The following is a 13,849-nucleotide window of genomic DNA, read 5'->3' as shown; positions in this document are numbered from 1 at the left end:
TCTGAGCTTGTCCCCCGCCGACTTCCGCCGCTACGCGCTGTTCTACCTGGGCTACTACGGCGCACTGGGCGCGTATACGCCGTACATCGGCCGCTGGGTGGTCGCCAATGGCCACGGCGGCTACGCGGTCGGCGCGATGCTGGCACTGTGGTACGGCGGGCGCATCGTCGCGCCGCCCACCTGGGCACGGATGAGTGCACGCAGCCCCAACCCGGGGCACTGGCTGGTTGCCGGTTGCGTGCTGTCGTTGCTCGGCTTCGCCGCCTTCGCCGGATTCACCACCGGCGTGATGCTGTTCGCGACCATGGCCTGGGTTCGGCCTGTTCTTCAACGCGGTGATGCCGCAGTTCGAAGCGATGACCTTGTCGGCACTGGGCCAGCGCAATCACGACTACGGCCGCATCCGCATGTGGGGTTCGATCGGCTTCCTCATCGTCGCCGGCAGTTACGGCTGGTTGCTCGACCGGCTCGGCAACGACGCCTTTGTCTGGTTGACCCTGCCCTGGTTGCTGCTCACGGTTGCGGCCTCCTGGCTGCACCGCGGCGACCGCCCCCTTCCCGCCCTCGTCTCCGATGTTCCCCGGCAGGCGCTATGGCGCCGGCCGGGTGTGCGCCGCCTGCTGCTGGTGGCGATGCTCATGCAGCTGGGATTCGGTCCGTTCTATGTGTTCTTCACCCTGCACCTGCAGGCTCAGGGCCACGACGGCTTCGCCGTCGGCTTGCTCTGGGCCATCGGCGTGCTGTGCGAGATCCTGATGTTCTGGCAGGCGCCGCGGCTAGTGCAGCGATTCGGTGCGCAACGCCTGATGACGGCATGCCTGGTCGCCACCGCGCTGCGCTGGGTCATGGTGGCCCTGCTCGGCGGCTCCTTCGCATGGATGGCGCTGGCGCAGACCGGGCACGCGCTCAGTTTCGCCGCCTTCCACGCGGGCTGCATGCGGCGCATGGCCGAACTCTTCCCCGAGCGGCGCGACATGGCCGCGGCACAGGGCATGCTTTACGGCTTCAGTGGCGGTATCGGCGGCGTCACCGGCGCCGGCATCGCCGCCGTGGGCTGGCAGCACGGCGGTGGTCACCTCGCCTTCCTGCTCGGCGCGGCGGTCGCGGTGATGGCCTTGCTGATGCACGTGGTGCCGGTGCGCGCGTTGCGCCCGCAAGCCGCGGCCTGACGCTTCAGCCCCCTGGCCTAGCCGCCCAGCGCGATGGCCAGGGCCACCAGCGCCGCGCCCCCGACCAGGAAGCACAGTCCGACCAGCCACGGCTTGCCTAGCGTGTAGCGCGACCAGGCATGGCCAGTGGCGAACAACAGCACCAGCAGTACCGCGTTGGATGTGCGCAAGGCCAACCGCGCATCGTCGATCAGCAGGAAAGGCACGGCGGCCGGCACGCTGCTCAGCACGACCAGCCAGAAGCTGGTGAACGCACCCAGGTAGTCGGATCGGTGCAGCGCCACCGGTGCTTCCTGGCGGGTGCGCAGGTGGGCGGCAATTCGCGCGTACAGGGTCTGCCTGTCGCCTTCCGCCATCACCTCGCCCAGCAGCTCGTCGAGCTCGCCTGCCACGACGGAACTCGCGGCACGATCGTCGGGCGAGGCACGAATCGCCCGCGCCAGCCGGCGCTTCCTGCCGCGATCGAACAGCACGCCGACCAGGTACATCGCCGCATCGATGATGCCCCAGGCCAGATTGCAGCCGATCAGCGCGATCAGCAGCTCGCGCGCCCCTTCGCGCCCTTCGTCCTCGATGATGATGCCGGCGCCCAGGGTGAAGGTCAGCGTCATGATCAGGCCGAACAGCACTTCGGCCAGGCTCGTCGCCGGGTCGAGGTATCGGTGCATGAGCGAAGAATGGCGCTTGCTGCTCATTGCATGCATCCACGGCAGTTGGTGGTGGTCGAGCTTGCAGAGCGTGAGAACGGCGGCGCGGCCCCGGCGGACCGCACGCCCTTATACCAATATCCGGATCAGCGTGATTTCACCAACACGATCACCGGCCAGGGACTCCTGCGCCGGCGGCCGGCGGCAACGGGATGCCGAAGTCGCCACCCAGTGCAAGGTGCAGGTTGGCGCGCTGCGTGCGCCGCTCGGTGGCAACCCGCATCAGGGCGATCCTGGCCGCATCCAGTGCCAGCTCGCGATCGAGCACGTCATGGCGGTCGGCCTTGCCGACGCGCAACTGCGTGCGGGCGGCATCGAGCGCCTGCTGCAACGCCTGGGTCTGGCTTGACAGCGAGCGCTCGCGCTGCTGCAGCATGGTGTCTGCTGCGAGCGCGTTTTCAACTTCCGTGAACGCGGTCAGGATTGTGCGCGCGTATTCCGCCGCCGCTTCGCGCTGCTGCTCGTCGCGGATCTCGACCTCGGTCTTCAGCCGGCCGGCATCGAACAGCGGCCAAAGCAGCTTGCCTCCCACCGGATAGACGGTGGAACCCAGGCCGTCCTTGAACTGCAGGAACTCGGATGTCAGCCGTCCGGCACCGACGTTCAGCGCGACCCGGGGCAAGCGTGCCGCCCGCGCTTCCTCGCGGTTGAAGAATGCGTGCTCATAGCGCTTTCGCGCGGCAATCAGGTCCGGGCGACGCTCCACCAGGTCCGAAGGCACGCCAGCCGGGACCGGCGCGAGATCACCGGGCAGCGCCGACGGGACGGCAATCGATGCCGATGGGTAACGCCCCACCAGCAGCTCGAGCGTGCGCAGCGCCTGCTGCCTGACCTGCTCCGCCTGGAGCGCCGCGTCCTCGCTGGTCTGCGCCTGCGCACGGGCAACGGCGACGTCCTGCGCGGAGATCTTGCCGACCTGCTCACGCCGCTCCATCAACACGGTCTGCGCGCCCGCTGCGTCGCGGAGCTGCATCGACAATTCCGTCTGCCGCGTCGCCTCGATCGCAAGCAACCATGCGCGGGCGGTCATGGCCGCCAGTGACTGACGGGCGTAGACATAGTCGGCCTCGGCAGAACGGTAGGCCGCTTCGCCTGCCTTCTTCTCCGCGCGCGCACGGCCCCACAGGTCGAGCTCCCAGTTGAGCACCACGCCGTAGCCGTTGATGTCCAGGCCATTGGCCGGCTGCAGGGAATCGGAGTACTTGCCACCCAGCGTGACCGTGGGTTGCAGGTCCGCGCCCGCCAGGCGCATCTGCAGGCGCGCCTGTTCGAGCCGGCTGCCCGCTGCCCGCAGGTCCGGGTTGTGCGCCAGCGCCTCGTCGATGAGCAGCTTCAGCTGCCCGTCGTCGGCGAATCCGATCCACCCTGGGCGAAACGCACTGGCCTGCGCGGCGGTGCCCCATGCCGCCGGCACGACCACGCCGCTCATGGCCTGGTCGTAGATCTTGCCCGGGTCGGGCGCGGTCAGATTCGCGCACGCGGTCATGCCGACAACGAGTGCCGCCAGCCATGCTGCGCGGTTGCGACGGGATTGACGATGCGTGGTCACGGCCGTGCCCACGTCAATGCAACTTCAGGATCAGGTAGTTCGTCACCGAGTTCACCCGGAGGATCACCTTCCTGATCAGGTGGATGGGCCTGCCATGCGTCGTATAGATCGCGCCGACACCGCGTGCGCCCATGGCCAGGAAGTTGCGCTCCGGGTCAGTGATGCGCACCTTCACCGCATACTTCTGCGGCGGCGCCGCCGGCCCCGCTTCGGCAGGCAGGTTGGGCAGCGTGCCCGAGGCCTGGAACTGTCCCTGCCCCGTCGCCCACACGATCGAATCGACTTCGCCCTTGATGACTTTTCCCGGGAGCGTCGGCAGGGCGATCTCCACTTCGTCGCCGCGCTTTACCCGGGTCAGCTCGTTCTGGTTGTAGAACGCCACCACCTGCTGTTGGACTTCGACGAAGGTCATCACCGGACGCAGCGGCAGCGCGGCAGCGTACGAACCAGCGCGCACCTGCAGATTGATTGCATAACCGTCTGCCGGCGCATAGACGACAGTCTGGGACAGCTCCCACTTCGCCTGCTCCAGCTGCGCGCGCGTACTGGCCACCGACGACTGTTCGCCGCCGACGACCGCATCGAGCTCGGCCTGTACCTTCGCTTCGGCTGCCATCGCGGCACGGTGCGCCGGTTCAAGGCGGCGGACGTCGGCATCGTAGGATTTTTGCGCTCCGGCGCCTTCGGCGGACAACTGCCTGGACTGTCGCAACCGCGTCCGTGCCAGATTGAGCTGGGCCAGTGCCGCCTGTGTGTTGTTGCGGGCCGCCAGCAGGTCCTGGTCGAGCTGCGCGACCGAGGCCTGCGCACCGACCAGCCTGGCCTCGAGCTCCTTCACCCGCAGCTGGAACGGCTCCGGGTCCAGCTTCAGGATCGGCGTGCCTTTCCGGTACAGGCGATTGCCTTCGAGCGGAACCTCGATCACGCGGCCGGTGACGCGCGGCACGACTTCGACCGAGTAGTTCAGCACACGCACATCACTCGAGGACGGCGCGACCACGTTGAGCACCAGGATCGTGCCGGCCATGCCGGCCGCCGCGATCACCACCACCGCAACCTGCGAATAGATATTCCACGGCAACCACTTGAACTTGATGAAGACCAGCCAGACCAGCAGGCTGTACAGCGCGAGTATCAGGATTTCCAAGGCGTTACCAACTTCTGTGCGTGTGGAAGGGGCTGTGCTTCGCCCGGCATGACAGGTACCGGCCAGGCACGGCCATCAGCCATGCAGCGTCGACGAATCGCGTTCGACGAGGACATCCAGGCGCCCCTGCAGCGCTTCGATCCGATGGCGCAGGAAGACGATTTCCTCCTCGACGGGCGCATGCGTGCGGACGTTCGCGTCGACATGCGAAGACGGCTCCCGCATCGCTGGCCGCACAGCGGGCCCGATGCCGGACGCTGATGGCTCCAGGCGGAAACGCAGCGGTTTCATGTAGGCCCACAGCATCGCCAACGGCCACAGCATGCCGCCGAACACCAGCGACATCAGGCACAAGGCCTGGATCGCGTCCTTCTGGGGATGATCACGCGCCACTGCCACGCGTTCGGGCCAGACATGCAGGATCCAGAACAGCGTCAGTGCCAGGATCGATGCCACAACGATGACAACCCAGACCATCACGTCGGCGATCTTGTCCTCCATCGATCCGGATGCGAGCGCCTGGCCCGAATGCACCAGCAAGACCGGCAGCACCAGCCGCAGCGCCGACGCCGGGCGCAGTCGCGACCTGGTGTGGCGAGGCACTTCGGGCCGTGTTTCCTTCACGCGGAATCCTCCTGGAATGGCGGTTGGCTGACGGCGCGCACAAGGTGGCAGCCGGGACCTGCTGGCACAATGAGAAACGTCTCATTAGTCGTGCTTTGTCAGGCGTGAAAGCGTTGTCGCACGCGGTTCACCGGCAATGCCCGTCGCCGACGAAGGCATCGTTATGCTGTGCCATCCGAACAGGAGCTCGTCGCATGAAGAAATGGATCGCCTTGCCGCTGCTGGCCCTGCTGCTCCTGCTGGCCTGGATCGCGGCAGGCCCTTTCATGGCGATCAAGGCCATTCGCGAGGCAATCCAGGCACAGGACAGTGCCGCGTTGTCGCGCCATGTCGATTTCCCGCTGTTGCGACAGAGCCTGCGGGCACAGGTGGAGGACGCGCTGGCACGGCGCGCCGGGGCGGAGGTGCTGGACAGTCCGCTGGGCGGCCTCGCGCTGGGCCTGGCCAACCAGGCGGCCGGCGGCATGGTCGACGTCATCGCCACGCCGGCCGGCATCGGCGCGATCCTCGAGGGCCGCGGACTGCTGCACCGCATCAGCGGCGGCGGCATCAGCAAGGATGACGCCTACGCGCACCAGGCGCCGCCGGATCCACTTCGTGACGCTCGCTACCGCTTCGAGTCACCCTCGCGATTCACCGCCACGGTTCATACGGCCGATGGCGCGCCGGTGGTGTTCGTCCTGCTACGTCAGGGATTGGACTGGAAACTCGCCGATATCCGCCTGCCGCCCGCGACGCCAGCGGAACGATCCGACTAACGGTCGCCGGTGGCCCCTCGGGATTCACCCTGCCCTAACCTGCGCCGGCTCACCGTCCCGCTCGGACGCAGCACGCGTCCGCCACCCCTTCGCACGAGGTGTCGACATGAGACGTTTAGCTGTGCTCGCCATGGCCGCCCTGCTTCCGGCAGTCGGCGTCCATGCAGAGAACAAGCAGATCAAGGCGGTGCTCTGGTAGGCACGCAGGAAGTGCCGGCAATCTCCACTGATGGTCGCGGCAGTTTCCGCGCACGCATCAGCAACGACGGCAACTCGATCCATTACGAGCTGGCCTACGACCGGCTCGAAGGCAGCGTGACGCAGGCGCACATCCATATCGGCCAGAAGAGCGTCAATGGCGGCATCGCCGCATTCCTGTGCTCCAACCTCGGCAACGGCCCCGCAGGCACCCAGGCCTGCCCGGCACCGCCGGCGCGGATCACTGGCGTGATCACCGCGGCAGACGTCATCGGTCCTGGCGCGCAGGGTGTGGCCGCAGGTGAACTGGATGAATTGATCGAAGCACTACGCGATGGCGTCGCTTACGCCAATGTGCACAGCACGTTATGGCCCGGTGGCGAGATACGCAGCCAGCTCGGGCACGATCACGACCACGACGACTGAACGCATCGACCTGCCGCGGGCGGGTCGAGCCGGCGATCAGCGATTGGCGATGCCGTGGGGCACGTGCCCCGCGGCAACGTGATCACGCGCCGAGACGATGTTGTGCTCGGAGTCGTCGAAGAAGATGTCGGCCCCGAACGCCTCAAGGAACGGCCCTTTTGCCCGTCCGCCGAGGAACAGCGCCTCGTCCAGGCGGATGCCCCATTCGCGCAGCGTGCGGATGACGCGCTCATGCGCGGGCACGGAGCGCGCGGTCACCAGGGCGGTGCGGATCGGCGCATTCTGGCCGGTCGGAAACGCCTCCTGCAGCCGGTGCAGGGCATCGAGGAAGCCACGGAACGGGCCACCCGACAGCGGTTCGCCGGCGTGGCTGCGCTCGTGCTCGGCGAACGCGGCCAGGCCGCCCTCGCGCGAGACCCGCTCGCCTTCGTCGTCGAAGATCACCGCATCGCCGTCGAATGCGATGCGCAGCTGGTCATGGCGCTGCTGCGGCGCGCGTGACGGCAACAGCGTCGCGGCGGCGACGCCGGCAGCCAGCGCGTTGCGCACGTCCTCGGCGTTGGCCGACAGGAACAGATCGGCACCAAACGGACGGATATAGGGGAACGGCGGCGCGCCATTGCTGAAGGCCGCGCGCTTGATCGACAGCCCGTGGTGGGCGATCGAATTGAAGATGCGCAGGCCGCTGTCGGCCGAATTGCGCGAGATCAGGATCACCTCGACCCGTGGTGCCTCCGGCGGCGCACCCTCGTTGAGCGCGAGCAGCTTGCGCACCAGCGGGAAAGCCACGCCCGGCGCGAGCAGATCGTCCTCGTGCGCACGATGGAAGTCGGCATAGGCGTCGATGCCTTCGCGCTCGAACAGCGCGTGGCTGTCTTCCATGTCGAACAAGGTGCGCGAGGAAATCGCGACTATCAGGGGATCGGCGTCACGGTCGGGCATGGCCGCATTATGCCGCAGCCCAGTCTCGCCCACTGCGACGGTACCGGGCATTCCCGGCGAATTGGCCGGGCCGCCTCCGTCAGCCGCTGGTGAACTGTTCGGCCAGCATCCGTTCTTCCAGGTTGTGCTCCGGGTCGAACAGCAGGGTGACGGTGCGATCGTGCGACTCCCGGATGGTCACCTCGACCACGTCGCGGACCTCGTGCGAGTCAGCGGTGGCACTGACCGGGCGCTTGTACGGGTCCAGGACCCGGAAACGGACCTCGGTGTCGGCCTTGAGCACCGCGCCGCGCCAGCGACGCGGGCGGAATGCCGCGATCGGGGTCAGCGCCACGACGTTCGCGCCCAACGGCAGGATCGGCCCGTGCGCGGAAAAGTTGTACGCCGTGCTGCCGGCCGAGGTCGCCACCAGCACGCCGTCGCAGATCAGCTCGTCCAGGCGGGTCTCGCCGTTGAGGTCGATGCGCAGGTGCGCAGCCTGGCGGGTCTGGCGCAGCAACGACACTTCGTTGTAGGCCAGCGAACCAACGGTCGCGCCCGATTCGGTCTGCGCCACCATCTCCAATGGACGTAGCACCGCCGGCTCGGCCGCGTGCAGCCGCGCGAGCAGACCGTCTCCGCCGTGGTGGTTCATCAGGAAGCCGACCGTGCCCAGCTTCATCCCGTAGACCGGCCGGCCCAGGCTGCCGTGGCGGTGCAGCGTCGACAGCATGAAGCCATCGCCGCCGAGCGCGACGATGATGTCGGCGTCGCCGGGTTCGTGCTGGCCATGCCGTGCAGTCAGCTCGGCCAGTGCGCGCTGTGCCTCTTCGGCGGTACTGGCGAGGAAGGCGATGCGTGGCGTCGCGGTCATCGGCTGCTCCGGTGGATGGGATCAGCATAACCCGGTGCAGATTGAAACCGGATGGATCAGAAAGAAAAAGCCCCGGACATGCCGGGGCTCCTTCCTGCTTTCGCTGGGGTGGCTTACGCCCCCGATGCTGCCACCTGAGCCAGGCGCCGCACAGCCACCGACAGCGTCGGGTAGTCGAGCGCCTTCTGGTTCAACAGGTCGGCGAACATCGCCTGGGTGAAGCGCAGCGACGCGTCATCGCGCTTGAGCCAGGCTTCGACCTTGGCTTCCGCCGGCTTCTTGCCGCCGTCGGCCAGGATCTGCGAGACCAGCGTGCGGGCCTGCGTCGCCAGCTCGTCACGCAACGCGCCACGGGCCAGTGCCTGCCAGCGACCGTCGACTGGCAGCTGTTCGACCTGCTCGTACAGCCACGGCAGGTGCAGTGCCGCACCCAGGGAGAAGTAGGCACGCGCCACTTCGACCGCCGGCATCTTGCGCGCCAGCGAGATCTCGACGATGTCGCAACCGAACTCGAGCAGCGGCAACACGGCCAGCTGTTCGGCCAGTGCCGGCGGCAGGCCCCTGCCCTTCCACTCGGCCACGCGCGCGGCGTAGGTTTCGCGACGGGCATCCGAGAGCACGCCCGGAACCGCGTTGCGCACGGCATTGATGCCGTCGCCGTACCGCGCCATCGCGGTCGCGATCTCCGGCATCTTGCCCGGACGCGACAGCAGCCAGCGCGACATCGAGCGCAGCAGGTGCCAGATCACCTGCAGGGCGTCGACCTGCACGCCTTCGGGCACCTTGCCGTCGAGCGCGTCGATCTGCGCCCACAGGCCGCGCGCATCGACCGCTTCGCGGGCGATGGTGTAGGCCTCGGCGACCTCGGCCGGGCTGCGGCCGGTGTCCTCGGTCATGCGCAGGGTGAACGTCGCGCCCATGCGGTTGACCATCGAGTTGGTCACCGCGGTGGCGATGATCTCGCGCTTCAGACGATGGTTTTCCATCGCCTTGGCGTACTTGGCCTGCAGCGGCTGCGGGAAGTAGCGCACCAGCTCCTTGGACAGGTACGGGTCTTCCGGCACGTCCGACTCGAGCAACTGCTGGAACAGCACGATCTTCGAGTACGACAGCAGCACCGCCAGTTCCGGACGGGTCAGGCCCTGGCCGCGCGCCTTGCGCTCGGCGATCTCGGCGTCGGACGGCAGGAACTCGATCTGGCGATCGAGCAGGCCCTGCGACTCCAGCGTGTGGATGAAGTGCTGCTTGGAGCCCAGGCGGTGCACGCTCATCCGCTCCATCAGACTCAGCGCCTGGTTCTGGCGGTAGTTGTCGTTGAGCACCAGCTGGCCGACTTCGTCGGTCATCTGCGCCAGCAACTTGTTGCGGTCCGGCACCGTCAGCTTCTTCTTCTGCACTTCGCCGTTGAGCAGGATCTTGATGTTCACCTCATGGTCGGAGGTGTCCACGCCGGCGGAGTTGTCGATGAAGTCGGTGTTGAGCAGCACGTTGTGCTGCGCCGCCTCGATGCGGCCGAGCTGGGTCATGCCCAGGTTGCCGCCCTCGCCCACCACCTTGCAGCGCAGGTCACGGCCGTTCACGCGCAGGGCGTTGTTGGCGCGGTCGCCAACGTCGGCGTTGCTCTCGCTGCTGGCCTTGACGTAGGTGCCGATGCCGCCGTTCCACAGCAGGTCGACCGGCGCCTTGAGGATGGCGCTGAGCAGTTCCACCGGACTCATCGCGGTAACGCCGTTGTCGATGCCCAGCGCGGCCTTGATCTCCGGCGACAGCGGGATCGACTTGGCCGAGCGCGGGAACACGCCGCCGCCCTTGCTGATCAGCGACTTGTCGTAATCGTCCCAGCTCGAGCGCGGCAGCTTGAACATGCGCTGGCGTTCCTTGAACGTCACCGCGGCATCCGGGTTCGGGTCAAGGAAGATGTGGCGGTGGTCGAACGCGGCCAGCAGGCGGATGTGCTTGCTCAGCAGCATGCCGTTGCCGAACACGTCGCCGGACATGTCGCCGACGCCGACGACGGTGAAGTCCGCCTTCTGGCTGTCGCGGCCCATGGCGCGGAAGTGGCGCTTGACCGACTCCCACGCGCCGCGGGCGGTGATGCCCATGCCCTTGTGGTCATAGCCAACCGAGCCGCCCGACGCGAACGCGTCGTCGAGCCAGAAACCGTGCGCACGGGCAATGGCGTTGGCGATGTCGGAGAAGGTCGCGGTGCCCTTGTCGGCGGCCACGACCAGGTACGGATCGTCGCCATCATGACGGACCACGTTCGACGGCGGCACGACCTTGCCGTCGACCAGGTTGTCGGTGATGTCGAGCAGGCCGTTGATGAAGCGCTGGTAGCAGGCCACGCCCTCGTTGAACCAGGCGTCGCGGTCGACGGCGGGATCCGGCAGCTGCTTGGCGAAGAAGCCGCCCTTGGAGCCGACCGGCACGATCACCGTGTTCTTCACCATCTGCGCCTTGACCAGGCCCAGCACCTCGGTGCGGAAGTCCTCGCGACGATCCGACCAGCGCAGGCCACCACGGGCGACCGGGCCGAAGCGCAGGTGCACGCCTTCCACGCGCGGGCCGTAGACGAAGATCTCGCGGTACGGACGCGGCTTGGGCAGGTCCGGAACCTTGCTGGAGTCGAACTTGAAGCTGATGTAGTCGGTCGGGCCGCCGTCGGCGCGCACGCCATTCTTGTACTGGATGTAGTAGCTGGTGCGCAGGGTCGCATCGATCACGCCGATGAAGCTGCGCAGGATACGGTCCTCGTCGAGGCTGGCGACGCGGTCGAGCAGACCCTTGATCGCGCTGCGGGTCGCTTCGACCTGTGCCTCGCGCTTGCCGGCGCGTGCATCGATGGCCGGCTTGAGCACGGCCAGCGCGGCTTCGTCGCCATTGGCCAGGGTCTTGAGCTGGGCGGCGAACCGCTCCATGCCGGCCTTGATTTCGGCCTTGCTCTCGTTGCCGGTGATCGGATCGAACTTGGCCTCGAACAGCTCCACCAGCAGGCGCGCCAGCAGCGGATAACGGTTGAACGTGGCTTCGACATACGGCTGCGAGAACGGTACGCCGACCTGCATCAGGTACTTGGTGTAGCCGCGCAGCATCGACACCTGGCGCCAGGACAGGTTGGCGGTCAGGATCAGTCGGTTGAAGCCATCGTTCTCGGCATTGCCGCGCCAGATCTGGCCGAAGGCTTCTTCGAAGTTGGCATCGAGGCTGGAGATGTCGAGATTGGTATCGCCGATCTCGACCTCGAAGTCCTGGATGAACATCGTCTTGGAGCCGGTCGTCTTGCCGCCGGCGGCGAGGCGGTACGGGTGTTCGGAGATCACCCGCAGGCCCATGTTCTCCATCATCGGCAGCGCATCCGACAGCGGGATGTCGTCGTGCTCGCGATAGAACTTGAAGCGCAGGCCACCGACGCCGCGGTGGGCGCGGTACAGGCTCAGGCGCAGGTCGTCCGGACCGCTCAGCGCAGCCAGGTGGTCGACGTCATCGGCGGCGACAGCGGCGCTGACTTCCTCGATGTAACCGGTCGGAAGCGCACGGCCGATGCTGTTGGTCAGTGCCAGGCCGCGCTCTTCGCCGTGGCGCCCGATCAGCTGTTCGCGCAGGTCGTCCTGCCAGTTGCGCACGATCTTCGACAGCTCGTCGTCGATGTGCGCCGACTCGGCCGCGGAAATGTCCTCGCGTGCGGTTTCGCCACTCTTCGGGCGCACGATCAGGTGCACCTGCGCCAGCGGCGACTCGCCGCCCAGCGTGACCGAGGAGTCGACGTGCTCGCCGTGCAGCTCGCGCTTGAGCATCGCCTCGATGCGCAGGCGCATGTCGGTGTTGAAGCGGTCGCGCGGGATGTAGACCAGCACCGAGAAGTAACGGCCATAGCGGTCGCGGCGCAGGAACAGCTTGCTGCGCACGCGCTCCTGCAGGCCGAGGATGCCGGTCGCCGTGTGCAGCAGCTCTCCCTCGTTGGACTGGAACAGCTCGTCGCGCGGCAGGCTCTCGAGGATGTGGCGCAGCGCCTTGCCGCTGTGGCTGTCAGGCGCCAGGCCGGACTTCTCCATCACGTAGTTGTGGCGCTGGCGCACCAGCGGGATGTCCCACGGGCGGCGGTTGTAGGCGCTGGAGGTGTACAGGCCGAGGAAGCGCTCCTCGCGCACCGGCTGGCCCTTGGCGTCGAAGCTGAGGATGCCGATGTAGTCCATGTAGCCTGGGCGATGGACGGTGGCGCGGGCATTGGTCTTGGTCAGGATCAGCGCATCGACCGAACCGGACTGCGGCATGTAGTGCGCCGCAAGCGAGGTCAGCAGGCGCGGCTTGCCGACATCCTGGCCGCGCAGCAGGCCCATGCCGCTGGCCTTGTCGGCCGCGAGCACCTGCTGGCCACCCTTGTCGACGACGTCGTACTCGCGGAAGCCGAGGAAGGTGAAATGGTTGTCGGCGGCCCAGCGCAGGAACTCCTGCGCCTCGTGCTTTCCGGCATCGCTGACCGGCAGCTTGCGCGAACCCAGGTCCTCTGCGATGGCGACCATCTTCTGCTTCATCTGCGGCCAGTCGCGCACCGAGGCGCGGACATCGGCCAGCACCGCTTCCAGCGCCTGCTTGATCTTCGGCATCGCCTCCTGCGGCTGGCGGTCGATCTCCAGGTGCATCAGCGATTCGGACACGCCTTCGCCGACGGCGACCAGCTTGCCGGCCTTGTCGCGGCGGAAGGTCACCACCGGGTGCCCCAGCACGTGCACGCCGATGCCCTGCTCGGCCAGCGCCATGGTCACCGAATCGACCAGGAACGGCATGTCGTCATTGGCGATCTGGACGACGGTGTGGGTCGATTCCCAGCCTTCGTTCTTGATCGTCGGATTGAACAACTGCACCAGCGCCGAGCCCGGCTTGCGCGCGCGCGCGAAGTCGAGGAAGTCGGTGGCCAGTTCGGCCCAGCCTTCGGCGCTGTGCTGCGGCAGCTCGTCGCTGCTCATGCGCTTGTAGAAGGCGTTGATGAACGCCTCGGTCTCGGCATGGCGCGCCTTCGGCAGGCGCTTGCGCATGGCGGCGATGATCGGTTCGAGCGAGACGGTGTCATCCTTCTCGATCGCCGCGGCGCCCTTGGTGGACGACTTTGCCGGCGCCTTCGATTTCGTCGAGGGGGCCTTGGCGGCGGGCTTGGCAGCAACGTTGCGTTTGATGCTCATGGGAACTGAAGGTCCAATGGAAAGAGGCCCACGCTATTCGCGCGGGCGAGGGGATACGGTTCAGTACGGACTGTTTGCGGACGCGACTTGGCGCGGCGCGAGCAGTGGGCGCGATGCGTCCGGGACGGCGTCGCGTGCGCCGCCTCCGGGCTTGCGGAGGCGGGCAATTGTCAGCAGGCCGCCACCGCGGTCGACAGGGCAGGCGGTAGGGCGTGACGATCCGAAACGTTTCATGACGTGGCTCGCTACTGCTTTTGGATCACTACAACTCGCGCGACACATCGGGATGCATCGCTCGT

10 protein-coding genes and 1 pseudogene are annotated in these 13,849 nt (G+C 67.3%); 4 read left to right on the top strand and 7 right to left on the bottom strand.

What is annotated here, in order from left to right; genetic code table 11:
- Nucleotides 1-7: 7 nt before the first annotated feature.
- Both HIV01_RS18290 and HIV01_RS04005 read left to right on the top strand, forming a co-directional pair.
- A pseudogene (locus tag HIV01_RS18290) lies at nucleotides 8-247 on the top strand (MFS transporter); the annotation flags it as partial.
- Between the two features lie 73 nt (nucleotides 248-320).
- Nucleotides 321-1,169 carry an MFS transporter gene (locus tag HIV01_RS04005; protein WP_280633598.1) on the top strand — a complete coding sequence of 283 codons (849 nt, stop codon included), beginning with the start codon at nucleotides 321-323 and terminating at the stop codon, nucleotides 1,167-1,169.
- A 17-nt stretch (nucleotides 1,170-1,186) separates the two neighbouring features.
- On the opposite strand, the gene HIV01_RS04000 is transcribed toward HIV01_RS04005, so the two are convergent.
- The 4 genes from HIV01_RS04000 to HIV01_RS03985 form a co-directional block, all read right to left on the bottom strand.
- The gene (locus tag HIV01_RS04000) at nucleotides 1,187-1,864 is read right to left on the bottom strand and encodes a VIT1/CCC1 transporter family protein (protein ID WP_200605055.1); all 678 of its coding nucleotides are present in this window, start codon (nucleotides 1,862-1,864) and stop codon (nucleotides 1,187-1,189) included.
- A 121-nt stretch (nucleotides 1,865-1,985) separates the two neighbouring features.
- Complete coding sequence (locus HIV01_RS03995; RefSeq protein ID WP_207527079.1) at nucleotides 1,986-3,425, bottom strand: TolC family protein; 1,440 nt, start codon at nucleotides 3,423-3,425, stop codon at nucleotides 1,986-1,988.
- 13 nt (nucleotides 3,426-3,438) lie between these two features.
- Entirely contained in the window at nucleotides 3,439-4,572 is a 1,134-nt protein-coding gene (locus HIV01_RS03990; RefSeq protein WP_200605053.1) for an HlyD family secretion protein, read from the bottom strand.
- A gap of 75 nt (nucleotides 4,573-4,647) precedes the next feature.
- A complete protein-coding gene (locus HIV01_RS03985; RefSeq protein ID WP_200605052.1) occupies nucleotides 4,648-5,196 on the bottom strand; it encodes a DUF3302 domain-containing protein in 549 nt (182 codons plus the stop codon).
- A gap of 194 nt (nucleotides 5,197-5,390) precedes the next feature.
- Here HIV01_RS03985 and HIV01_RS03980 point away from each other — a divergent pair, with 194 nt between their 5' ends.
- A complete protein-coding gene (locus tag HIV01_RS03980; RefSeq protein WP_200605051.1) occupies nucleotides 5,391-5,954 on the top strand; it encodes a DUF2939 domain-containing protein in 564 nt (187 codons plus the stop codon).
- 210 nt (nucleotides 5,955-6,164) lie between these two features.
- Nucleotides 6,165-6,578: a CHRD domain-containing protein gene (locus HIV01_RS03975; RefSeq protein WP_200605050.1), complete on the top strand. Its 414-nt coding sequence runs from the start codon at nucleotides 6,165-6,167 to the stop codon at nucleotides 6,576-6,578.
- A gap of 36 nt (nucleotides 6,579-6,614) precedes the next feature.
- Here the strand turns inward: HIV01_RS03975 and HIV01_RS03970 are convergent, their stop codons facing one another.
- From HIV01_RS03970 to HIV01_RS03960, 3 genes are all read right to left on the bottom strand, one after another.
- Nucleotides 6,615-7,520: a 5'-nucleotidase gene (locus tag HIV01_RS03970; protein WP_200605049.1), complete on the bottom strand. Its 906-nt coding sequence runs from the start codon at nucleotides 7,518-7,520 to the stop codon at nucleotides 6,615-6,617.
- 79 nt (nucleotides 7,521-7,599) lie between these two features.
- The gene (locus HIV01_RS03965; RefSeq protein WP_200605048.1) at nucleotides 7,600-8,373 is read right to left on the bottom strand and encodes an NAD kinase; all 774 of its coding nucleotides are present in this window, start codon (nucleotides 8,371-8,373) and stop codon (nucleotides 7,600-7,602) included.
- 113 nt (nucleotides 8,374-8,486) lie between these two features.
- Complete coding sequence (locus tag HIV01_RS03960) at nucleotides 8,487-13,550, bottom strand: NAD-glutamate dehydrogenase (protein ID WP_200605047.1); 5,064 nt, start codon at nucleotides 13,548-13,550, stop codon at nucleotides 8,487-8,489.
- Nucleotides 13,551-13,849 lie beyond the last annotated feature (299 nt).

The organism is Lysobacter arenosi (genome assembly GCF_016613475.2).
GTDB classification, from domain to species: domain Bacteria; phylum Pseudomonadota; class Gammaproteobacteria; order Xanthomonadales; family Xanthomonadaceae; genus Lysobacter_J; species Lysobacter_J arenosi.
This window is presented reverse-complemented; position numbering and strand designations above follow the sequence as displayed.